Annotated in this window: 20 protein-coding genes; 17 read left to right on the top strand and 3 right to left on the bottom strand. The window is 34.3% G+C overall.

Annotated features, from left to right (window positions below; all coding sequences use genetic code 11):
* Positions 1 to 2: 2 nt before the first annotated feature.
* From ACFQO1_RS00475 to ACFQO1_RS00395, 17 genes are all read left to right on the top strand, one after another.
* A complete protein-coding gene (locus ACFQO1_RS00475; RefSeq protein WP_380215608.1) occupies positions 3 to 944 on the top strand; it encodes a glycosyltransferase family 2 protein in 942 nt (313 codons plus the stop codon).
* Between the two features lie 138 nt (positions 945 to 1,082).
* A complete protein-coding gene (gmd, locus tag ACFQO1_RS00470; RefSeq protein WP_380215606.1) occupies positions 1,083 to 2,201 on the top strand; it encodes a GDP-mannose 4,6-dehydratase in 1,119 nt (372 codons plus the stop codon).
* A gap of 7 nt (positions 2,202 to 2,208) precedes the next feature.
* The gene (locus ACFQO1_RS00465) at positions 2,209 to 3,261 is read left to right on the top strand and encodes a GDP-L-fucose synthase family protein (RefSeq protein ID WP_380215604.1); all 1,053 of its coding nucleotides are present in this window, start codon (positions 2,209 to 2,211) and stop codon (positions 3,259 to 3,261) included.
* Positions 3,261 to 3,986: a glycosyltransferase family 2 protein gene (locus ACFQO1_RS00460; protein ID WP_380215602.1), complete on the top strand. Its 726-nt coding sequence runs from the start codon at positions 3,261 to 3,263 to the stop codon at positions 3,984 to 3,986. Before ACFQO1_RS00465 ends, ACFQO1_RS00460 begins: the two co-directional genes overlap by 1 nt.
* A gap of 354 nt (positions 3,987 to 4,340) precedes the next feature.
* Positions 4,341 to 5,861, top strand: coding sequence for an APC family permease (locus ACFQO1_RS00455; RefSeq protein ID WP_380215600.1), 1,521 nt, complete (start codon positions 4,341 to 4,343; stop codon positions 5,859 to 5,861).
* 166 nt (positions 5,862 to 6,027) lie between these two features.
* Positions 6,028 to 6,372: a hypothetical protein gene (locus tag ACFQO1_RS00450; protein WP_380215598.1), complete on the top strand. Its 345-nt coding sequence runs from the start codon at positions 6,028 to 6,030 to the stop codon at positions 6,370 to 6,372.
* Between the two features lie 47 nt (positions 6,373 to 6,419).
* Complete coding sequence (locus ACFQO1_RS00445) at positions 6,420 to 7,748, top strand: oligosaccharide flippase family protein (protein ID WP_380215596.1); 1,329 nt, start codon at positions 6,420 to 6,422, stop codon at positions 7,746 to 7,748.
* Complete coding sequence (locus ACFQO1_RS00440; protein ID WP_380215594.1) at positions 7,741 to 8,562, top strand: sulfotransferase domain-containing protein; 822 nt, start codon at positions 7,741 to 7,743, stop codon at positions 8,560 to 8,562. Before ACFQO1_RS00445 ends, ACFQO1_RS00440 begins: the two co-directional genes overlap by 8 nt.
* 171 nt (positions 8,563 to 8,733) lie before the next feature.
* A complete protein-coding gene (locus ACFQO1_RS00435; RefSeq protein WP_380215592.1) occupies positions 8,734 to 9,882 on the top strand; it encodes a hypothetical protein in 1,149 nt (382 codons plus the stop codon).
* The gene (locus ACFQO1_RS00430; RefSeq protein WP_380215590.1) at positions 9,866 to 11,098 is read left to right on the top strand and encodes an O-antigen ligase family protein; all 1,233 of its coding nucleotides are present in this window, start codon (positions 9,866 to 9,868) and stop codon (positions 11,096 to 11,098) included. Before ACFQO1_RS00435 ends, ACFQO1_RS00430 begins: the two co-directional genes overlap by 17 nt.
* A complete protein-coding gene (locus tag ACFQO1_RS00425) occupies positions 11,095 to 12,237 on the top strand; it encodes a glycosyltransferase family 4 protein (RefSeq protein ID WP_380215588.1) in 1,143 nt (380 codons plus the stop codon). Before ACFQO1_RS00430 ends, ACFQO1_RS00425 begins: the two co-directional genes overlap by 4 nt.
* Positions 12,234 to 12,965 (top strand): WecB/TagA/CpsF family glycosyltransferase, encoded by a 732-nt coding sequence (locus ACFQO1_RS00420; protein WP_380215586.1) that lies wholly within the window; start codon positions 12,234 to 12,236, stop codon positions 12,963 to 12,965. Before ACFQO1_RS00425 ends, ACFQO1_RS00420 begins: the two co-directional genes overlap by 4 nt.
* Before the next feature lie 398 nt (positions 12,966 to 13,363).
* Positions 13,364 to 14,194: a hypothetical protein gene (locus tag ACFQO1_RS00415; RefSeq protein ID WP_380215584.1), complete on the top strand. Its 831-nt coding sequence runs from the start codon at positions 13,364 to 13,366 to the stop codon at positions 14,192 to 14,194.
* Positions 14,195 to 14,197: 3 nt separating this feature from the next.
* Positions 14,198 to 15,436 carry an O-antigen ligase family protein gene (locus ACFQO1_RS00410; protein ID WP_380215582.1) on the top strand — a complete coding sequence of 413 codons (1,239 nt, stop codon included), beginning with the start codon at positions 14,198 to 14,200 and terminating at the stop codon, positions 15,434 to 15,436.
* 101 nt (positions 15,437 to 15,537) lie between these two features.
* Positions 15,538 to 16,851, top strand: coding sequence for a UDP-glucose dehydrogenase family protein (locus ACFQO1_RS00405; RefSeq protein ID WP_380215580.1), 1,314 nt, complete (start codon positions 15,538 to 15,540; stop codon positions 16,849 to 16,851).
* Complete coding sequence (locus ACFQO1_RS00400; protein WP_380215578.1) at positions 16,848 to 17,837, top strand: UDP-glucuronic acid decarboxylase family protein; 990 nt, start codon at positions 16,848 to 16,850, stop codon at positions 17,835 to 17,837. Before ACFQO1_RS00405 ends, ACFQO1_RS00400 begins: the two co-directional genes overlap by 4 nt.
* On the top strand, positions 17,837 to 19,189 hold the full coding sequence (locus ACFQO1_RS00395; RefSeq protein ID WP_380215576.1) for an exopolysaccharide biosynthesis polyprenyl glycosylphosphotransferase: 1,353 nt from the start codon (positions 17,837 to 17,839) through the stop codon (positions 19,187 to 19,189). The genes ACFQO1_RS00400 and ACFQO1_RS00395 overlap by 1 nt, the downstream gene beginning before the upstream one ends.
* On the opposite strand, the gene ACFQO1_RS00390 is transcribed toward ACFQO1_RS00395, so the two are convergent.
* Genes ACFQO1_RS00390 through ACFQO1_RS00380 form a run of 3 tightly spaced genes read right to left on the bottom strand, consistent with a single transcriptional unit; the run spans position 19,186 to position 22,802 of the window.
* Positions 19,186 to 20,352, bottom strand: coding sequence for a glycosyltransferase family 4 protein (locus tag ACFQO1_RS00390; protein WP_380215574.1), 1,167 nt, complete (start codon positions 20,350 to 20,352; stop codon positions 19,186 to 19,188). The two genes, ACFQO1_RS00395 and ACFQO1_RS00390, sit on opposite strands and share 4 nt — an antisense overlap.
* Positions 20,342 to 21,436, bottom strand: coding sequence for a non-hydrolyzing UDP-N-acetylglucosamine 2-epimerase (wecB, locus tag ACFQO1_RS00385; protein ID WP_380215572.1), 1,095 nt, complete (start codon positions 21,434 to 21,436; stop codon positions 20,342 to 20,344). Before wecB ends, ACFQO1_RS00390 begins: the two co-directional genes overlap by 11 nt.
* Positions 21,437 to 21,491: 55 nt before the next feature.
* A complete protein-coding gene (locus ACFQO1_RS00380) occupies positions 21,492 to 22,802 on the bottom strand; it encodes a phenylacetate--CoA ligase family protein (protein WP_380215570.1) in 1,311 nt (436 codons plus the stop codon).
* Positions 22,803 to 22,862 lie beyond the last annotated feature (60 nt).

Genomic DNA, 22,862 nt, shown 5'->3' with positions numbered 1-22,862 from the left:
ACATGCGCCTGCTGGTAATCTTTCCCTGTTATAACGAAGAAGCAATTCTAACAGCATCGATTAGCCCCTTTTTTTCTTATTTTGAAAATCTAATTGCCTCCAATCTGATTGACGCAGAGAGTAAAATTTGCTTTGTAGATGATGGGAGTCAGGATGCTACTTGGCAACAAATCATTTCTTTTTCACAAACCTATGTAACAGGAATAAAGCTCAGCACCAATTTTGGTCACCAAAAAGCATTGCTTGCGGGCTTAGAGACTTTTCAAAATACATTTGACGGCTATGTAACCTTGGATGTGGATTTACAGGACGATATGCGCTGTATAGAAGAAATGATCAAGAAATATCAAGAAGGCTTTGATATTGTGTATGGGGTGCGCAACGACAGAACCACAGACACCTCTTTTAAAAAGAACTCAGCCACTCTGTTTTATCGAATCATGAAAGCCATGGGGGTTAAAACGATTCCAAACCATGCCGACTTCAGGTTAATAAGCAATAAGGCATTACTGGCATTGCTTCAGTTTCCAGAATCACACCTCTTTTTACGAGCTATATTTCCTAAAATAGGGTTGAAATCAACCTATGTATATTACAAACGCTTGCAGCGCGAAGCAGGAACGACAAAATATTCATTCAAAAAAATGGTTTCTTTTGCCTGGGATGGAATTTCGTCTTTTTCGGCAGCACCCCTTCGCTGGATCTTATATATGGGAATTTTTGCTATTGTGATTTCTATCATTCTATTGGTTTGGGCCACTGTAAATTATCTTTTGGGAAATGTGATTGAAGGATGGTTCTCTATTCTCATCGTAGTAATCTTTTTTGGCGGGCTGCAAACCTTTGCCATAGGTGTTATTGGAGAATACCTTGGTAAGGTCTTTATGCAAACTAAAAACAGACCTCGCTATATAATCGATAAAACGCACGGCATCCAGGAATAGTCAATTTTTTTATTGAAGCGCAACGCATGTAAATGAACTGAATCTATGTAGTGAAAACTACAAATTTTAGACAGTTTCTCTTTTATAGTTAGGATAATACAGTAATTTCGCAACCTAAGGCATTTTAAAGAATATATTTTGAGTAAAAAAGTAGCATTAATTACCGGAGTAACAGGCCAGGATGGCGCCTATTTGAGTGAATTCCTATTAAAAAAAGACTATATCGTTCACGGTATAAAAAGACGATCTTCGTTGTTTAATACCGATCGTATTGATCATTTGTATCAGGATCCGCATATCGATAATCAGAACTTCTTTTTGCATTATGGAGATTTAACAGACAGTACCAATCTTATTCGAATTATTCAAGAAGTACAACCCGATGAGATTTATAATCTCGCTGCGATGAGTCATGTTCAGGTGTCTTTTGAAATGCCCGAATATACTGCCAATACAGATGGTTTAGGAAGTTTGCGTATTCTTGAAGCCATTCGAATTTTAGGTTTAGAGAAAAAAACGAAAGTATATCAGGCGTCTACTTCAGAGCTCTACGGAAAGGTTCAGGAAGTACCACAAACCGAAACCACTCCATTCTACCCACGTAGTCCGTATGCGGTGGCTAAATTATATGCCTATTGGGCCACTGTGAACTATCGGGAAGCCTATGGAATATTTGCCTGCAACGGAATCTTATTCAATCACGAATCTCCTATTCGAGGTGAAACGTTTGTCACCCGAAAAATCACCAGAGCGACCTCAAAAATTGCTCTAGGATTACAGGAGAAACTGTATTTAGGAAATCTGGATGCAAAACGTGACTGGGGACATGCTAAAGATTATGTGAAAATGATGTGGATGATCCTACAAGCCGAAGAAGCCGAAGATTGGGTGATCGCAACAGGAGAAACCACAACGGTTCGTGATTTTGTGCGGATGGCGTTTCATTATATTGGGGTTGAGCTGGAATTTACTGGAGAAGGACAACATGAAGTGGGAACCATTAAAAAGTGTAACGACCCTAACCATCAATTGGAAATAGGAAAAGAAGTTGTTGCGGTCGATGAAAAATACTTTAGACCTACCGAAGTTGACCTTTTAATAGGAGATGCGTCAAAAGCACATACAAAGTTGGGATGGAAGCCCGAATACCAACTGCAGGAGCTTGTCAATGAAATGATGCAAAGTGACCTTAAATTAATGCGCAAGGACAGTTATTTAAAAGACGGTGGCTATGAGATCTTAAACTATTTTGAATAAGATCGGCATGGAAAAAAATTCAAAAATTTATGTGGCAGGCCATCGTGGATTAGTAGGAAGTGCGATTGTTAAAGAGCTGAATGATAGAGATTATCACAATATTATTTCAAGAACACATTCAGAACTTGACTTAACCAAGCAGGAAGCTGTTGCAACCTTTTTTTCTTTGGAAAAACCTGACTACGTTTTTTTGGCTGCCGCAAAAGTAGGAGGCATTGTAGCTAACAATACCTACAGAGCAGAATTTTTATACGATAATCTTGCAATACAGAACAACGTAATTCATCAGAGTTATTTGAATGGGGTAAAAAAACTTCTTTTTCTGGGAAGCACCTGTATCTATCCGAAGAATTGTCCGCAACCCATGCAGGAAGATTATTTATTGACAGATGTGCTGGAATACACCAATGAGCCCTATGCCATTGCAAAAATTGCGGGCATTAAACTCTGTGAGAGTTACAATTTGCAGTATGGAACCAATTTTATCTCAGTCATGCCTACAAATTTGTATGGTTACAATGATAATTTCGATTTGGAAAAGTCACATGTATTGCCTGCATTAATTAGGAAGATTCATTTGGCGAAGTTACTTTCTGAAGGAAATACAACAGCGATACTAGAAGATCTAAAAGTTGAGACCTTTGAAGAAGCTTCCGTAATTTTAAAGCGCTTTGGCATTTCTGAAACTTCAGTAGAAATTTGGGGCACGGGAACACCAAAACGGGAGTTTTTGTGGTCGCAAGATATGGCTTCGGCATGTGTACACATCATGGAAAACGTAGACTTTCAATATGTTATCAAAAACCTTTCCGAAGTAAGAAATACGCATATAAACATTGGAACTGGAGAAGACATTGCAATAAAAGAATTGGCAACGATCATAAAAGAAATTGTTGGCTATAAAGGCGATTTCAGTTTTGACACATCAAAACCAGATGGTACTCCAAGAAAACTTACTAATGTATCAAAACTCCATAATCTAGGCTGGAAACATACGGTAGAACTTAGAGAGGGTATTGAAAAAATGTACGATTGGTATTTAAAAAACAATTTCAAATAATGAAAATAAATAAACTATCAATAATTATTCCTGCCTATGATGAAGCAGCGACCATCCATCTTATCTTAGATAAAGTTAAAGAAGTTGCCTTAATCAATGAAATTAAGAAAGAAATTATTATCGTAAATGATTGCTCTAAGGACGATACCAAAGGAGCTATTTTAAGGTATGTGGACGCAAACCCAGAAGTAAGCATTACCTACCATGAACACGAAGTGAATAAAGGAAAAGGGGCTGCCATACATACAGGTATTGCTAAAGCCACAGGTGAATATTTGATTATTCAGGACGCAGATCTAGAGTATGACCCTAACGAATATAACGACCTTTTAAAACCAGTTGTAAATGGTTTTGCAGATGTAGTGTATGGCTCTCGTTTTATGGGCTCTAATCCACATAGAATTTTATTTTTCTGGCATACAATAGGGAATAAATTTTTAACAACACTTTCCAATATAGCTACTAATCTTAACTTAACAGATATGGAAACCTGTTATAAGTTATTTAAGACAGATGTGATTCAAGGGATAAAACTACGTGAAAATAGGTTTGGTTTTGAGCCAGAAATTACTGCAAAAATTTCTCGCATTCCTAAAATTCGCATTTACGAGGTCGGTATTTCTTATTATGGAAGAACCTATGAAGAAGGAAAAAAGATTGGATGGAAAGACGGAGTGCGTGCGATTTACTGTATTACCAAATATGGGATTTTAAATCTAAAATAAATCAAATGTGTACTCTTTAGTTTCATCATGGTAAAAAAACTTATTCTTGACAATAGATTTTTTGTGATCTTTTCTACGTTTCTTCTATGCCTTGGATTTTATTCTAACTTCTGGGGCGTTGTAAATGATAACCAATTTGATGTTTTTAATAAAGGGAATGAAAGTTTAGTTGTTGGGCGATTAGCTTTTAGTGCGAATGAAGGGATATTTTCAAAAGGTGGTTTAACTGGACGGTACACTAATATCCCTGAGAATAAACAGGTAAATGACTATCAATACGAGATATATATAAAAAATCTAAAACCAGACCCTTCAGGCTTTGGAACCTATGGAAGTCAGACAGGTGGTCAAGCAATGACTTTTGCTATTCTAGACAGGTTATCTCCTCTAGAGAACGAACAAAACTTAAAAATCTTTGAATTAATCACCGCTATACTTACAGCACTGGCATTTTCATTATTTTTATTGTGGTGCAAAAGGCGGTATGGAATACTGGCAGCTTTTATAGCACTCTTTTTATTATTGATTTCACAATGGACTACATTTTTTGGTAGAAATTTATGGTGGGTCCTTTGGTCATTTTACATTCCATTTTTATCACTTCTATGGCTCTTTGAAAAAGAAAGTAAAAATAAAAACTTAAAACTAACATTTATTAAAATTGCTGTCGTTTGCTTTATAACAGTTTTATTAAAATGCTTTTATACTGGCTTTGAGTATATAACAACTGCTCTAATAATGTTAGCTATACCCCTTGTGTTTTATGCTTTGCTAGACAAATGGAAAGTTAAAACTTTTTTGAAAAGATTTTTGGTAGTTGTGGTTAGTGCTTTAACAGCATTATTAGCATCTATGGCAATTTTGATTTGGCAGATTTCAATGACCAAGGGTTCAATAGAGGCAGGAATTAACCATATTATTTTAAGTTATACAAAAAGGGCATCTGGGGGTGGCAATGCAGATATTCCAGAAATTTATAAAGAGTCAATTAATGCGAGCCTTTCAGAAGTTTTACAAACATATTGGAACGGTACAGCTATAAATCTAAACAATTGGCAGTTGGCTGGCTGGGATAACTTATGGAACATTGAGTTTGGAGAATTACTTTTACTGTTATTATTATGTTCAGCATTGATCTTTATTTCAAAAAGTATTTCACCAACTACCTTTAAAAACTATAAGAAAAACAAAACTTTAATCATCACAATGTGGATTTCTATTAGTGCACCACTATCTTGGCTTGTAGTTTTTAAAGGACATTCATATATACACACCCATATGAATTTTATTATTTGGTATATGCCTTTTGGCCTTTTTGGCTATGCTGGAATAGGGAGCGTTATGTCATCCTTAGTAAAAGATATAAGACTTTATTTGAGAACTTCAGTTAAGAGCTATAAAAGATATGTTTTAATTGCCTTGAGCGTATTAATTATAGGAATCCTTTTTACAAAAATCAATTTTTCTTCTAAAGATTATGCAGTTTACAAGAAAATCACTGCCAAAGAAAATCTAGTTTCAAAACAGAAAAGATTTAGTATATATCATTTAAACAATGAAATTTACTATGTAAATGAAAACCCTACTTACGAAGAAGAGAGTGATATTATTTTTTTGCATGTATATCCGAAAGACAGTCAAGACTTAACCCCTGAAAGAGCTCAATTTAATTTTGAAAATCTAGACTTAAAAAGATCTGAATATGAAATTCTTGACGTTCCTTTTTGGGTCTCGACAAGTTCTGTATTACTAGCACATAAAAAATTACCAGACTTCGAAATTCAGGAAATTGTTACAGGCCAATATGATGAATTTTCAAGACTGTGGAGTGTACGTGTAGAATGGGGAAAAAGGAATCAAAAAGGGGATAATTGATATGATAAAGGGCCATAAGCATCATAGAATTTTATATACTTATTGGTATACTTCTGCTTTTATATTTTTGATCACGGCCTTTTTTTTAGCATCCTGTAATGATAAACCCTACGACACAACATTCTCCAAAATTAAAAGATACAATAAAGCAACAAATAGTTATAGTATGATAGAACACCCTTATATTTTTGAAAATGAAAAATATAAGCTCGATAGTCTTACATATTTACATCAAAATGATAGTATGTTCGTTAGTGCTAATTTCACAGGAGATACAGGTCGTATAAATAAAAACTGTGTTTTTTACTTTCAATTATTTGTAGAGAACAATAATTCTGATTTTGAGTATATAGAACTACCACTTCAAATGTTAGACAAGAATAGTTTCCAATTTTCTGAAAAAGTTCATTTTAACAAAAAGAAGTATAAAGAATTCCGATTTGGAATTGCAGACAAGAAGATAAAAAAAAGACATTTTACTATTTCTTTGAAAGACTTTTCATTTAATTAACTAGGAGGTATCCTTAAACAAATCTTGAAAATGTGCTATTAGAATAAATGATCAACTTAAAAACTATACTAGAAAATAGCGTTGCAGAAACATTCCTTAAAAGTACCATTTTTATGGTTTTAAGGGTATTGTCGTTTATACTTGCATACGTTTTTGCCTTTCTCACCATTCGTTATTTTGATGAGAGTGTGTATGGGTTTGTAACAATGTCATTTACTGTCATGATCATTGTTTCAGTTTTTTGTGTCATGGGATTCGATATAGCGCTCACAAAATTATTTGCCGAGGAGAATAGTATCGAACGACATGGTTCAAAATTTTATTCTGCTTTATTAGTAAGCCTCACTATTTCTTTAATGGCATGTTCTTCGATTTACGTTTTTAGTGACTTTATCTCATTGCACTTTTTTAAAAAACCTAATTTCTCTCCTTACTTACAATGGACAGCATTGACAATTCCGTTTTGGTCTTTATTGTTAATTATCTCAGGCACTTACAGAGGGCTAAAAAATATTTGGTTTTATTCAATATTTAATAGCTTCGGAAGGTTTTTATTGGCGCTTCTACTTTTGTTGCTATTAGCAGGTGTCGTTTCAGAAAATATAGTTGCCAATACAACGCCTGTAATTGGTCATTTTATAGGAATAGTACTATTATTCTCTATTGCTTTTATTTTGGCTTTTTTTAAGATCAAACCCAGAAAAATAAAGATAAATAGGACTTTTAAAGAGTTTTTTAGCTTTTCGACTTCGATTTTTATTTCGGCCTCCTTGATAATACTGTTAACTTGGAGTGATAAACTTATTTTAGGAATTTTTGTTGAAGAGGAACTGGTAGGAATCTATGATATTGCAATTAGAATCTCAGCACTAATTATATTTAGCCTTGATGCTATAAATTCAATTCTCACGCCAAAACTATCTACTGCATTTTATAAAAATGAATTGGTAAAGATGCAATCTGAAATTAATACAATTTCAAAAGTTAACATTTTAGTTTCACTCTTTGTATTTGTGCTTATTATAATATTTAACCCTTTTATTTTTAAAATGTTTAGTGAAGATTTTCTACTAGGGCAAACAGCTTTGTATATAGTTTGTATTGCTCAACTAATTAATTCATTTACAGGTCCTGTTTGGAATATAATGCAAATGACAGGACAACAAAAGGCACTTTCTAAGATTTTAATTATTACATTAATCGTTAATATTTTTCTTAATATTGTTCTCATAAAGGAATACGGTATTGAAGGTGCTGCGATTGCTACTGGAATTAGTATTATCCTTTGGAATATTACAGCAACTGTTTACATCTACAAAAAACTAGGAATTAGAACGTATTACTTTCCTAAAAGATTTAGCAAAGCATATGATTAAAAAGTTGAAAGGGAAATTAGAACAATTTGTCAGGTTACTATTTGTTAATAGTGTAACCCAGCTAAATGATTCGATAGTTTTAGTAGAATATCCAAAATCTGGCGGGACCTGGCTAGGACAGCTTATTTCTTCATATTTAGAAATTCCATTTCCACGTAACAAATTTCCAAAACTTGAGAAATCATTGTATCATGGTCATTATTTACCCGAAAAGAATATTTTAAATAATAAAAAAATAATATTACTAGTTCGGGACGGCAGGGACGTGATGGTTTCACAGTATCACCACAGGCTATTATGGAATGATAAAAACAAATTAATTCCTAAAGATGTACATTATTATCGCTCTATTTTAGAGTATGATGATTTTAATGATGTAAAAAAGAATATGTCTCATTTTATCAATTTTTCTTTTACCCATACTCCTTCAAAAATGCAGCAATATACCTATATGGGAAATTGGGCTAGTTTTAATGAAGCTTGGTTAAAAGAATTGAATAAGAGAAACAATATTTATCTTATACGATACGAATCATTACTTGAAAACCCATATGACACACTTGCACAAATGTTTAGTAGTTTTTTTGGATTTGAAAAAATTAATAAGCAGAAATTGACAACGATAATTGCGAAATATTCATTTGAAAATCAAACTAAAAGAAAAGCAGGTGAAGAAAATGTAAAAAGTTTTCTCAGAAAAGGAATAAAAGGAGATTGGAAAAACTACTTTGGCGAAAAAGAGAAAGAAATATTTAAAAAGCACGCAAACCATATGCTAATTAAGCTAGGATATGAAGATAATACCAATTGGTAAATGAAATTTTTATTTATACTTATTTCTGTACTAAGCTTAACCTTTTTAAGGCCAGTACTTTTGCTGGCTTATCCTGTTCTGGTTTTCTTTTTAATACTCTTGCTTAAATATAAAATCAGTAGAAAATTTCTCTTAGTAAGTGGTGTAATTATTTGTGTTGGAACTGTTTCAATGATCCTTGAGGGATTTTTTATCTACAACTTATTTTTAGCCTTATATCTTCTTATACCTACATTACTATTAATAACTTCCACCCCTCCAAAAAGAGAATCTTTTTTTAATAAAGATTACTTCAAGCTTTTTTTTAAAATATTTACCTATACACTTTTTATAGTCAATATCTCTGCTGCTATTTATGCTGTTTTAGTTCTGGCAACTACCGAATATCCAGACGATATCTTTACGGGTCTGTATGGTACTAGTGGCTTTGGTTCTCACAGTTTATCTGTAGTAAACCTATTGGTCGCTACCTATTATTTCTTCATTAAAAAATTTCAAAAATTTGCATTTTTTTTTGTTTGTGGCATTTTAGGGTTTTATGGGCTAGGACTCATGATTTTCATTCTTGCTTTTGCTATTGTTTTATTACCCATACTATTAAAAAACGTAGCTACTCTTTTTAAGGTGATTTTTATAGGAATTAGTTTTTTTGCAGTTGTGTATGTAATTAATCCTGGAAATTTTGATTACATAAGAGTAAATATCGCGTATGTAGGAGTTGTAACAGAAGGCTATGATTATCAAGATGAAATTAATAAAATGAAACGTCATCGTAGAACATGGATACCAAGGTACATTACTTTTTTAGATGGATCTCGTAGACTGCTTTTTGAGAATCCTAAAGTATTATTGTTAGGTACATCCCCAGGCACGTACAATTCCAGAACAGCCTTTTATCTTAATGGAGATTTCATAGGAAATGATACGTTCAAAAAGTTATTTAATTATCGAACTGATTATCACCGTAATTATGTGATGCCGATTTTAAATAGAAATTATCTTGAAAATTCATCTTGGAATGATGGAACCAGAAACCAACCTTTTTCATCTTTGGTATCTATAATAGTAGAATATGGTCTTATCATTGGATCTTTCATTTTATTTTTATTTTTTTCAAGCATTTCAAAAGCGAGAAAAGTGATACAAAATAAGGGAAGTTCAAATTTTGTCAAGTTTATATTTTTCTATTGCATTCTATTATTTTTATTTCAGTTTTATTTTGAAGTAGTGGAAATTTTATTGCCTATGATTCTCATGGTTAAATTATTAGAGTTTGATCAGATCAATAAAAATGGAACAATCAATGCAGATCCTATTTAATAATAAACTATGGATTGCACTCCTGCTCCTTTTTGCAGTATTGCTACCCTATGGTCCAGCCATTCCAAATATTATGATGGGAGTTGTTGGATTTTACTGGTTGTTACATTTGGTTACGGGTCGTATTCAGCTTTCAAAAAAAAAGATTGTTGCTATATTAGTATTCTCTTCGTTCTATTTGCTGTGTGCAGTGAGTTATTTTTATAGTGACGATATTCCATTCTACTTAAAAAAAATTGCTTTATTAGCGCCGCTACTATTGTTCCCATTATTCATCATCAGTATGCCTTATAAAATAGAAAGTAAGGATGTGTTCTACATAGGGTTAGGGTTTAGTAGCTCGGTATTACTTTTGCTTTTTATCTCATTTATAAAGCAATTTGCTGAAAATGGTTTCGTAACCTCAGCATTTATAGGAAATAATTTATCTGCTACGTTCATTGATATCCACTATTTATCATTGTCCCTATATGTTTCCTTTGCCGCACTTATTACGTGTTATTGCTCCCTATTTAATTTTAAAACTTTTAATACAAAATATCTTAAAAGATTTACCGTCATAGCCAGTTTTTTTCTTGTAGGTTTTCTTATTCTCTTAGGTGGAAGAACATCGATCGCCATATTTATTTTGTTTCTTTTTGTATTTCTCTGCATCTATTATTTAAGGACAAAAAAGCTATTGATTCCACTAAGCATTTTTGGGATTACCCTACTAGCCATTGGAATGGTAGCTATAAGCAATAGTGCTTTTCGAGAAAAATGGAAAGAAATATATAGTTATGATAGTGTGGAAAATCCAGAAGAAAGTTATTGGGGCGGAACGGGTATCCGACTTCTTATCTGGGATTGTGCTCTCAAGGTAATAGAAAACGATCCCCTCCTTGGTGTGGGACTAGGGGACGACATGGATCAGTTAGAATTGTGCTATAAAGTGTATATGAAGGGACAATTACTTGCTACAGGAACTTATTTTCATGCACACAACATGTACCTTCAATCTGCTGTAAGAGTCGGATTCATTGGACTATTTTTATTTTTAGCAGGTCTTGGATATGGACTTTTTATGGCCTTGAAAAAAAGAGGGGTTCTCTATCTTATTTTTTTAGGAGTTTTTATACTTTCTGCCATCACCGAATCATTTTATATGATCAATGCCGGAGTCATCTTTTTCGCGTTTTTTAACGCAGTACTTTTTAAACAAACAGTTTCTTCTTGAGAGTTTTACAGGTACATAACAAATATCAGTTTGAAGGCGGCGAAGATACGGTAGTCCAAAACGAATACAATCTTTTAAAATCTCAAGGCATGACTGTGGAGCAACTTTTCTTTGAAAATAAAGCAATAAATCCATTGCAACTCATTCATAACAATGAATCTGCAGCTATGTTACGAAAAAAAGTGACCGATTTTAAACCGGATGTAATTCACGTTCATAATGTATTTTATACGGCCACTCCAAGTGTTTTATACGAAGCAAAAAATTTGGGAATCCCGGTTGTAATGACCTTACATAATTATAGATTAATATGCCCAAATGCCTTGTTTTTAAGAGAGGGCAACATATGTACAAAATGCCTGGGGAAATCATTTTCATATCCTGCTATCCAACATCGTTGCTTTAAAGATTCAGCAGTGAAATCGGCTGCATTAACAGGTTCTTTGTATACTCATCACGTAAAAAATAGCTGGGATAAGAATGTGGCTAAATTTATAGTGCTTACCCCTTTTGCCAAAAAACTTTTTATTGATTCGACCGTAAAAATCTCTTCTGAAAAAATAGTGGTAAAACCCAACAGTACAGATAGTAACGAAGGAGATGTGATTTCTTCGGAAAAAAGAAAAGGCTACCTTTTTGTTGGTAGGCTGTCTGAAGAAAAAGGCGTTACAACACTGATTGAAGGCTTCAACAAGTTGCCAGATATTAGTTTGGAGGTGATTGGCGAGGGACCCCTAGCTGAAGCGCTACAAAAGAATGCAAATTCCAATATTCGTTTTTTGGGAAAGCAACCTTTTTCCGTTGTTAAAGAAAAATTACGTCATGGTAAAGCTCTCGTATTTTCCTCTCTCATTTATGAAGGATTGCCTAATACCATCATAGAAGCCTTTGCTGCGGGTACTCCAGTGATTGCTTCAAATGTGGATAATATAAATACAATTGTTTCAGACCATCAAAACGGCCGCTTATTTACCACTGGCGCTTCGGAAGCACTAGCACAAACCGTTTCAGATTTTGATAGAAATAATAGCAATGAGTTATATGCCAATGCGTTACAAACGTTTCAAATGAACTACACTCATGATCAGAATTTTAAAGCTTTGATTCAGCTGTATAATGAAGTAACTTCGAAGCAATGAAAAAGAAGATCATCACCTCACACATTTCACAAGGATCGCTGGAAAGTCATTTGCCTGCTATTTTAAAATTAGCAAAGGACAGAACGCCATCGTATTGTTGTTTTACAAATGTGCACATGCTTATTGAGGCCTATGATGACCCAGCATTCAATACGGTTGTAAACGAGGCTACCTACGCTTTCCCAGACGGTGCTCCCGTAGCAAAAATGTTTCAAAAGTTATACAACATTGAACAAGAGCGTATTGCAGGCATGGATTTTTTACCTTTTTTTATTGAAAAGTGTGATCAACATGCACTCAATATTGCTTTTGTAGGCTCTACAGATTCGGTCTTGGAAAAAATAAAAGTAAAAATTGCTTCCGAATATAAAAACATTACCATTACCGCTCTTATTTCTCCTCCCTTCGGAAAGCCATGGGATAATGAAGCTTACATAGAAATAATCAATGCTGCTAAAACAAACGTAGTTTTTGTGGGACTGGGCTGCCCAAAACAGGAAAAGTGGATGTATGAGCATTCAGCAAAAATAAACGCGATTCTTTTTGGATTAGGAGGCGCTTTTCCAGTATATGTTGATGAAATTAAAAGAGCGCCATCCTGGATGCGAAACAATAGCCTGGAATGGTTGTATCGCTTACTAATGGAGCCCAAAAGAATGTTTAAGCGGTATTATTATACCAATACAAAGTTTCTACGACTTGCCAGTACACAAATTAAAAATAAATGATAACCGATATTAAACATACAAAATGGGCACATCATCTCTATTGGATGTTTATCATAACAATTGTCATTTTTTTATTGGGAGATATTGCACGAAAAATTGGACTTCACCTTCACAGTGATTTTATAAGGTTTACTGCAATATCAAAAGGATTTGTTATTGTACTTTATCTTGCAATTCTTTTGTTTTATAATAGGTTATATTTAAGGGAAAAGCTTGCAAAACAGGTAGCCGTTTTTATACTGGTGCTAAGTGCTGTCTTTTTGTTTGGACAGGCATTTATTATCGACCCTGAGCCCTATTTTTCGAAAATTTCTAAACAGTTGGTATATGTCTCCCGATTTTTATTTCTTCCGTTTACCTTTTTGATTTTTTTTCCTCTATTGAAACAAAAAAAGTATTTGAAAAAACTATTTCGCTTTTTTGAACTTGTTTTTTTCATCAACTGTTTTATTATCATCTTGGCAGCTATTGTAGACATTGAGGTTTTTAGAACCTACCTACGATTTAATAGGTATGGGTATATGGGGTTGTACAACTCAAACAACCAAGCAAGTTTTTACTTTATCTTTATGATTTCATATTATTATTATGAAACATTTTTCAGAAAGACAAAGCCCTATAAGTTTGTTTTTGTTCTACTTTGCTCATTCCTAATAGGAACTAAAAAATTATATTTTTTCTTTCCCTTATTGCTCTTATTTGATCTTATCTTTTTTAAGCGCTATCTCAAAAAATGGTTTTGGGCTTGTGTAGGCATTGCTTCGATACTTGGTATGGTTTTTTACCAACGAATTTCTGAATTCATCTCAGATAAATTTGAAATTCTTGTTGATGTGTATCAACGATTAGGATTTATGGCTGGCATTACCAGCGGGAGAAGCATCCATCTTACCAATACAATTAACGATATCATTCTTCCAAAATGGACTTGGGCAAACTATATTTTTGGAGGATCTCAATTCTACATTTCAAGACCAGAAATGGAGGTGTTCGATATTTATATATTTTTTGGAGTCTTAGGCGTTTTAGGGTATGTGTGGTTTTTTAAAAAATTACTACACTTTTTTAATGCAACTGTCTATCTGAAAAGTATTTTACTCATTTTTATAGTAACAGGATTGTTTGCCGCTGGTTTTATTGTGAGTGCAAATCAACCTATTGTTTTTTTATTGGTATTTTCGTGTATAGCTATCATGGAAAAAGAAAAAGTATCAACCAACAACAGTTAGAAAATGAGAATATTACTTGCTTCCATTTATCCGTATGCTTTTTTCTTATTGCTATTATTAATCCCATTTGATGGATATGTAAGAATCCTACCCAATATCCTTATTGCAATTATTGTTGTTGCATTTCCATTTGTTTTTAAGAAAACAGATTTTAAAAAACTTGTAAAATTACCTACACTTCTTTTCTTTGGCCTTATCTTTTTTCTGGGGTTAAACACACTCTTACTGGGAAGGTTTGAAGACAACAGTACAGTTCTTTTAAAGATATTAGCGTCAGGAGCACTTCTTATACTCTATTTACCCATAAAGGATTTTAAAAAAGTATATCATGCCATTATTTTTTCGGCTTTACTTGCCATGATAATTTCTGGCATCAATATTTTAATGGTAGTAAAAGAAACGGGGGCATTTGATATTTGGAATCCATTAAATCCATTAGACACCTTACTTATTGAAAGACTCTATTTAGGATTTTTGTGTGTACTAAGCATATTGGCAAGTTACCAATGCATGTCTGCTACCTACAAGGCCGAAAATAAATACTATCTGGCAAATATTGTTTTAACTATAGGCTTTACTTTTTTGATAGTATCAAGGTATGCTATTTTGGTACTTATTCTTTTAGCTATTCTGCGCTTGCTCTACGGAAAAGCAAAAATAATTAGAGTAATTGTTACCCTTGTTATAATTGGTGTGGTGAGTACTTTAGCTTTCATCTTTAATGAAAATATTAGAAAGCGCTTTTTGTATATCACTCCAGATACCACTGTAAATGAACCTTTACTAAAAAAGACTAAGGGAGCGGAGCCAAGAACTATAATATGGGAATGTGCTGCAACAATCTTAGAAAAAGAACAAGTGTTGGTAAAAGGGATTGGCTTTGAAACCACTAAAAATGAATTACTTGCTTGTTATACCACTTCAATATCAGATGATAATCGAAGAGAAAAGTTTTTAAACCGAAAGTATAATAGTCATAACCAGTTTTTAGATTTTTACCTAAGTGCTGGAGCGATAGCAGTAGTACTTTTTATCACACTCTTTTTAGTGCTTTTCGTGCTAAAAAGAAAAGATTATTTTTCAACAGCACTTCTTGTGACTATTGTTCTATTTGGATTGATTGAAAATTTTTTTCATAGGCAAATGGGAGCCTATTATTTTGGAATAATAATCATTTTATTATTGATTCAGAATTCGACATACATTGAAAAAAAGGGACATTCAGAACAATTGAAATCATAATAGCCCAAGAGTAAGAATACTATTTAAAGAAGTATATTTGCAGCCGTAAAAAGGAATAAAAAATTAGATGGAGTGGGCTGTCTTTAAAAAATAAAAAAACTATGAAAATTTCAGTAATAGGAACGGGATATGTAGGATTAGTTACAGGAACTTGTCTTGCAGAAACAGGGAATGAAGTTTTATGTGTAGATATTGATGAAAAAAAAGTAGCAAGGATGCGTCAAGGAGAAGTACCTATTTACGAGCCTCACTTAGACGTACTTTTTGACAGAAATATTGAGGCTGGTAGACTAAACTTTACAACTTCACTAGAAGAAGGTCTTACTCATGGAGACATTATTTTTTTGGCACTTCCAACTCCTGAAGATGAAGATGGCTCTGCAGATCTATCCTATGTTTTAAATGTTTCAGAAGAAATTGGAAAGAAAATAAAAGAATACAAAGTTATAGTAGATAAAAGCACAGTGCCCGTGGGTACTGCCGAAAAAGTACAGGCAGTAATCGCTAAAAATGCAAGTTGTGAATTTGATGTGGTTTCCAATCCAGAATTTTTGCGGGAGGGCTTTGCGGTTGACGATTTCTTAAAGCCAGAACGTATCGTCATTGGTTCTAGTAGTGAACGCGCTACCACTCTGATGAAAAAGTTATACAATCCTTTTGTTCGTTCAGGCAATCCAATATTGATCATGGATGAAAAGTCGGCAGAACTTACTAAATATGCTGCAAACTCTTTTTTAGCGACCAAGATTACGTTTATGAACGAGATTGCAAATTACTGTGAAAAAGTAGGTGCAGATGTTGATAAAGTACGCGTAGGAATGGGTACCGACTCCCGAATTGGAAAACGGTTTTTATTTCCTGGAATTGGATATGGAGGTTCGTGTTTCCCAAAAGATGTAAAAGCGCTACAGAAAGCTGGAAAAGATGAAAACTATGATTTTAAAATTTTAGATGCAGTCATTGAGATTAATGATACTCAGAAAACAGCTTTAATCCCTAAAATTACTACCCATTTTAAAGCAGATCTTTCGGGAAAAAAGATTGCTATCTGGGGATTGGCATTTAAACCTGAAACAGACGATATTCGTGAAGCACCTTCTATTTATATGATGAATGCTTTACTGGAAAAAGGAGCAGAACTCACCGTTTTTGATCCAGAAGCCATGCCAAACATTAAAGAGAAATTTGGTGATACATTAACCTATGCTACTTCAATGTATGAGGCAACTAAAGGAGCCGATGCACTTGTAATCTGCACAGAATGGAGCATTTTTAGAACACCTAACTATTCAAAACTAAAAGAACTTTTAGTGCATCCAGTCATATTTGATGGTAGAAATCTTTACAATACTGAAGATATGAAGTCCGAAGGGTTTACATATGTTTCTATTGGAAGAAAGGACGTAAACGTATGAAAAAAAGAATTCTTATTACTGGAGCCGCTGGGTTTTTAGGGTCACACTTATGCGATCGTTTTATCAAAGAGGGCTATCGTGTTGTAGGTATGGATAACCTCATAACGGGGGATTTAAAAAACATCCAACATTTGTTTAAACTTGAGACCTTTGAGTTTTACAATCATGATGTTACCCGTTTCGTACATGTGCCAGGTAATGTAGATTATATTCTTCATTTTGCTTCTCCGGCAAGTCCGATAGATTATTTAAAAATACCCATACAGACTTTAAAAGTAGGCTCTTTGGGAACTCACAATCTTCTAGGTCTTGCAAAAGAAAAAAATGCACGAATTCTAATTGCCTCTACTTCTGAGGTATATGGAGATCCATTAATACATCCACAAGACGAAAGCTATTATGGAAATGTCAATACGATTGGTCCGCGAGGGGTATACGATGAAGCAAAGCGTTTTCAAGAGTCTATTACAATGGCCTACCACAGATTTCATGGTTTGGAAACCAGAATTGCCCGTATTTTTAACACCTACGGACCCAGAATGCGACTTAACGACGGACGTGTGATTCCAGCATTTATTGGGCAAGCCTTACGGGGTGAAGATCTTACAGTTTTTGGTGATGGAATGCAAACTAGATCATTTTGTTATGTCGACGATCAAGTGGATGGATTATACAAATTGCTTCTAAGTGACTACGCCCTACCTGTAAACATTGGGAATCCAGATGAAATCACAATTCTTGATTTTGCAAAAGAGATCATTAAACTTACCGCATCAGATCAAAAGATTGTATTTAAAGAATTGCCTAAAGACGACCCGTTACAACGTCAGCCAGATATCACTAAAGCGAGAGATATTCTTGGTTGGGAGCCTAAAGTTGCACGAGAAGAAGGAATGCAGAAAACCTATAAGTATTTTAAAAGTTTGTCAAAAGAAGAATTGCTAAAAAGTGAACACAAGGATTTCTCAAAGCATATAAGACATTAATGATATTTAAAACAGGAAGATATTCGGGGTTTTTAAGGCCTATTTCGTATATAATAGACTTGGTCATTATCCATCTATTTGCAGCTCCGTTTTTTGATACTACCTTCGATTATCTTACCTATATAATATTTATTTCTTTGGCATGGATTATTCTTTCAGTAAAATCCAACTTTTATGAGATATATCGTTTTACTCATGGGGCTAAAATTATTTCCTTATTAGGGAGGCAAGGCATTGTTTTCTTATTAATTATTTTTGCTTTTTTTGGCTTCTATAGACAGGTCGATGCAGACCCTTACCATATTTTGCTGTACTTTTTGTTAGTGATCGGAATTATCACTGTCGTAAAGTTTGCAGTGTTTTTCTTACTTAAAAAATATAGAAAACTTTTAGGCGGTAATGTTCGAAATGTCGTGATCATTGGATTAAGCCCCAAAACCGAGCAATTAAAAAACTTCTTTCTAGAGCAATCTGAATATGGCTACAAGCTGAAAATGACTTTTGATATCAACAAACCAGGGGCACAACTTCAGGATTGTTTTGATTATGTCATGAAGAATAATGTTGACGAAATATATATTTCTGTAGGGGAGTTAAAAAACACTGAAATTACCGAAATAATTGACTTTGCAGACAACAACCTTAAGATTCTTAAGTTCTTGCCCGACAATAAAGAAATATATACTAAAAAGCTGGATTTTAGCTATTATGGTTTTCTACCTATTCTCTCGTTGCGTAAAATCCCAATGGACGAACCCATCAATAAATTCATAAAAAGAGGGTTTGATATTGTACTATCACTTTTTGTGATTATAGGTGTATTATCCTGGTTAACTCCTATTCTAGGTCTTTTTATTAAATTAGAATCAAAAGGACCGGTTTTTTTTAAACAGAGAAGAAACGGACTCGATTACAAGGAATTTTATTGTTATAAGTTTCGATCTATGAAGCCAAATCCTTTGGCTCACTTACATCAAGTTACCAAAGGGGACGAACGTATTACCCGAGTAGGTAAAATAATACGAAAAACAAGTATGGACGAACTACCTCAGTTTATCAATGTGTTAAAAGGAGACATGTCTGTTGTAGGTCCAAGACCTCATATGGTAAGTCACACCCATATGTATGCAGAGCGTATCGATAAATTTATGGTACGTCATTTTATCAAGCCCGGCATTACAGGACTCGCTCAGGTTAGTGGATATAGAGGGGAAGTAGAAAGTGATGAAGACATTATTAACAGGGTTAAGTATGATATTTTTTATCTTGAAAACTGGTCATTGTTTATGGACTTAAAAATTGTTTTTAAAACAATATATAATGCACTCAAAGGAGAAGAAAAAGCCTATTAAATGGCAGAAATTTTCCTTATAAAAAGATCAAATTGCTTGTCAAAATCAAAAGCTTCTATTGCTTTTTGCTGAACACTCTCTTTAGGATATTCGGTAAGCTTTATTTCTGAAAAGGCATCAATGAATTTCTGAAGCTCTTTTTCATTTTTTACAGGAATAGTCCATCCCAACTGATGCATTTTTACCAGATCACCTCCTTCACCTCCTGCATAATACAATACCGGCACCCCCAACCTTGTATATTCAAATATTTTTGAAGGAACCGAACCATAAATTCTGTTCACTAACGGAATAAAAGCAACATCATACGTCGATAAAACTTGGTGTAATTCTTCTCTTGACACTTCTCCATGATATTTAATCTGCAGATTCTCTATGGACTTAATTGCTGAAGCTTCAGGTCCAGCACCGTATATGTGTAACTCGACGGTTGATGGAAATTTTATCTGATTGCAAATTTTAAAAACACCCTGCGCAACTCCCAATAACCCTGCATATACAATTCTTATAGGAGCAGTTGACACTTTTTCCTTTGGAAAAATTGGTTCAAAATTAGGAAGGTTTCGGTACAAAAAAGTGTCTTTTTTGCTAACCAGCTTTTTTATATGCTCCAGTATTTCTTCAGATTGCCCAATAATTAAATCCGCTTTTTTATAACAGAAGCGCTCCATTTTTTCTAGAAGAGAGTAGTAAAATCCCTTTTTAAGCAGACCCATCTCCAACCCTGCCAACGGCCATAAATCAGACACATTGAGAATGATCCTCTTTCGAAAAAGCCATCCATAAAATACAGCGGTAAACCCTACAAATACAGGAGAATATTGTACTACTATTTTCTTCGGAAGCGTTTTCAGAATAAAAAATAATGACAAACTCAACGAGAATGAAAGCATTGAGAGCAAGCGAAAAAACTTATTAGGAGAATTACTGGGCCACAACCATAACCTGTGAATCGTTATTTCATTCGCTATACGTTTTTTATAAAAACTTCCTTTAAAATCTGAAAAGATAACGCCTTGAGGATAGTTGGGTAAAGGACATACAACCTGAACATCGTATCCTTTTTTGGAAAGTCCTTCAGCCAGTGACCACAACCTGTTAGAAGCAGCACCTTTTTCTGGAGGAAAATAGTTAGTAACTAAAAGAATTCGCTTAGTTTCCATACAGTTTTAAAAGAGTAGCAATAATACGCGTTGCCGCTTTTCCATCCCACTTCGGAATTTCCTGCGATTGCTGCCAATTTCCTTGGTCTAATGTATCGAAGGCAACATCAATCTTTAAAGGGTCATTTCCAACTAATTTATTTGTGCCCAACCTCAATGTTTCTGGGCGTTCGGTACTATTTCTGAACGTGAGACAAGGAACATTTAAAACGGAGGCTTCTTCGGTAATACCTCCACTATCAGTTAAAATGGCTTTAGCGTTCTTGACAAGGTAAATAAAGGATAAATATCCCTGCGGAGCTACATAATGAAGGTTCTCAAACGAAAGCTGGGCGTCCTTTAAAATTTTTTGTGTTCTTGGGTGTACCGGAAAAATAATTGGAGCTCCCTTTGCTTTTGCTACGATCTTTTTCAGTAATATTGAAAAATCTTCAAGTGCATCTACATTAGAAGGCCTATGAAGTGTAAGAACAAAATAGCTTTTTTCTGAAAGCGCCAGTTTCTCCCAGAATTCAGGTTTTCTTAATCTCTTGATATTATGTAGCAACGTATCGATCATTACATTCCCAACAAAGAAAATATGCTCCTCTAAATGACCTGCACTTTGAAGGTAAGTGGTAGCTTTTTGAGAAGTCGTAAAAAAATAATCAGTAATACTGTCGGTGACCATACGATTGATTTCTTCAGGCATTTTTAAGTCACCAGACCGAATCCCTGCTTCTACATGGGCTACTTTGATATGTGCTTTTTTTGCTACAATGGTACAGGCCATTGTCGAAGTAACATCTCCCACAACTAATACCAGGTCACAAGGATGTTCTTGCAATTCTCTTTCAAAACCTACCATGATAGCACCCGTCTGAGTGGCTTGAGAGCCACTTTTCACTTCCAGGTTTGTATGTGGAGCTGGAATATTAAGTTCATCAAAAAAAGTATCACTTAGATTTTTATCGTAATGCTGCCCCGTATGTACCAACCGATACGAAATAGCCGTACCCTGGTCTTGCTGCTTCTTTATCTCATGAATAATGGGAGCAATTTTCATAAAATTGGGTCGTGCTCCTGCAACAAGGGTAATTTTCATACCTATTGGGATTTGTTTGTATCAAAAATAACAAATATGAGAGTTTCCGAAGGGATTATTTAAGTAAACTCACAAACTGTTTCAATTTTCCGTTGGTGCTTCGGTCAAGAGAATCTACTTTTTTATGTTTTAATTTTACCGATGTCTTTAAGTATAGCTGCAATGCCACTTCTAACGATTTTATTTCCGAAGCTATTAATTCACGTTCAGACACATAGGAAATAGTAAATGTTTCGACATCATTCTGAGTGATGACAAACTCTTTAACAAGAGAGTCGCTTCCTAAGGCTGTTTTTGTCACATAATAGAACGTGTGCCCAGGGACCGTTTTGCCATTGGCAAGGTGTGCCATATCGTTAGCTCTTCCTTCCAGCCCTTTGAGTATAGGTTTTTTAGACGTGCTCGATGGGTCTATCGTTCCTAAGTCTCCAATGTCATATCGAATAAAAGGATGCGCTTTATTATAAAAAGAAGTGACCACAATGTGACCCGTTTGTCCATGTGGAACTACGTTTCCATTGGAGTCTACGATCTCTACAAAAACAGTTTGGTTATTTAGCTGAAGATTCCCCTCCTTGTTTGTAAACGCAATAAGATCGAGTTCGCTGGCACCATATTCATTAATGACAGGAACGCCTAACTGTTGCTCCATCAATTTTTTATCATCTTCAAAAAGCATTTCGCTGGTGACAACACATGTTCTAAGCGTAGGACACACAGACGTAAGTATAATCCCTTTTTGCTGAAGAAACTTCGAAAACAACACAATGGAACTTGTATGCCCATTGATATAGTCAAACTTTTTTCTTCGGAAAGTATTGAGAAATGCTTCTAGTTTTGTATCTGATAAATCAAAAATGGAAAACCGATGTCTATTGGCTAGCGTATCTTTAATTCGCTCTTTATAATAGCCTTTTGTATCTAACGGAATTCCATAGAAACGTGCCTGGTAGGAAGTATTAAAGTCAATTCCATACCAGCCAAACCGATCCATAATATGCGCCCAGGTCATGGCGTGACAAAAATGATCTTTTGCATAGACTAAAGGTGTTCCGCTAGAACCAGAGGTACGCCCTTGATAGGTATTTTTTTTTGAAAATCCGTTGGATACCCTTTCCTCTAATGGAATTTGAATATGCTCTTTTTTCAAAATAGGAATGTCTTCCCACGAAGAGATGTTTACAGTTGCAGCAAATTTTTTATAAAAAGTATTTTCACGAAGGTGGTAGCCAACGATTTCAGATTTTAGTTGCTCTGTGAAAATGGAGAAATCACTTTCAGAAATAGCATTCGTCTCGGCAATACGTTTTCGTGCTTCTTTAATAGGAAAGCCTTTAAATTGTAATGTGAGATCAAATAAATTCAATTAAAATCATTTTGGTTGTGTTCAAAGTTACTAACTATTTGTCCATTTAAGAATACATCT

The sequence above is a fragment of the Jejudonia soesokkakensis genome (genome assembly GCF_042664795.1).
GTDB classification, from domain to species: domain Bacteria; phylum Bacteroidota; class Bacteroidia; order Flavobacteriales; family Flavobacteriaceae; genus Jejudonia; species Jejudonia soesokkakensis.
Note: the sequence above shows the minus strand (reverse complement) of the source record. Positions and strands in the feature narration are given on the sequence as shown.

What these genes read in the sequence shown, in the direction of transcription:
- ACFQO1_RS00475 (WP_380215608.1), top strand. Translation starts at nt 3, where the DNA reads ATGCGCCTGCTGGTAATCTTTCCCTGTTATAACGAAGAAGCAATTCTA.
- ACFQO1_RS00465 (WP_380215604.1), top strand. Translation starts at nt 2,209, where the DNA reads ATGGAAAAAAATTCAAAAATTTATGTGGCAGGCCATCGTGGATTAGTA.
- ACFQO1_RS00460 (WP_380215602.1), top strand. Translation starts at nt 3,261, where the DNA reads ATGAAAATAAATAAACTATCAATAATTATTCCTGCCTATGATGAAGCA.
- ACFQO1_RS00455 (WP_380215600.1), top strand. Translation starts at nt 4,341, where the DNA reads ATGACTTTTGCTATTCTAGACAGGTTATCTCCTCTAGAGAACGAACAA.
- ACFQO1_RS00450 (WP_380215598.1), top strand. Translation starts at nt 6,028, where the DNA reads ATGATAGAACACCCTTATATTTTTGAAAATGAAAAATATAAGCTCGAT.
- ACFQO1_RS00445 (WP_380215596.1), top strand. Translation starts at nt 6,420, where the DNA reads ATGATCAACTTAAAAACTATACTAGAAAATAGCGTTGCAGAAACATTC.
- ACFQO1_RS00440 (WP_380215594.1), top strand. Translation starts at nt 7,741, where the DNA reads ATGATTAAAAAGTTGAAAGGGAAATTAGAACAATTTGTCAGGTTACTA.
- ACFQO1_RS00435 (WP_380215592.1), top strand. Translation starts at nt 8,734, where the DNA reads ATGATCCTTGAGGGATTTTTTATCTACAACTTATTTTTAGCCTTATAT.
- ACFQO1_RS00430 (WP_380215590.1), top strand. Translation starts at nt 9,866, where the DNA reads ATGCAGATCCTATTTAATAATAAACTATGGATTGCACTCCTGCTCCTT.
- ACFQO1_RS00420 (WP_380215586.1), top strand. Translation starts at nt 12,234, where the DNA reads ATGAAAAAGAAGATCATCACCTCACACATTTCACAAGGATCGCTGGAA.
- ACFQO1_RS00410 (WP_380215582.1), top strand. Translation starts at nt 14,198, where the DNA reads ATGAGAATATTACTTGCTTCCATTTATCCGTATGCTTTTTTCTTATTG.
- ACFQO1_RS00405 (WP_380215580.1), top strand. Translation starts at nt 15,538, where the DNA reads ATGAAAATTTCAGTAATAGGAACGGGATATGTAGGATTAGTTACAGGA.
- ACFQO1_RS00400 (WP_380215578.1), top strand. Translation starts at nt 16,848, where the DNA reads ATGAAAAAAAGAATTCTTATTACTGGAGCCGCTGGGTTTTTAGGGTCA.
- ACFQO1_RS00395 (WP_380215576.1), top strand. Translation starts at nt 17,837, where the DNA reads ATGATATTTAAAACAGGAAGATATTCGGGGTTTTTAAGGCCTATTTCG.
- ACFQO1_RS00390 (WP_380215574.1), bottom strand. Translation starts at nt 20,352, where the DNA reads ATGGAAACTAAGCGAATTCTTTTAGTTACTAACTATTTTCCTCCAGAA.
- wecB (WP_380215572.1), bottom strand. Translation starts at nt 21,436, where the DNA reads ATGAAAATTACCCTTGTTGCAGGAGCACGACCCAATTTTATGAAAATT.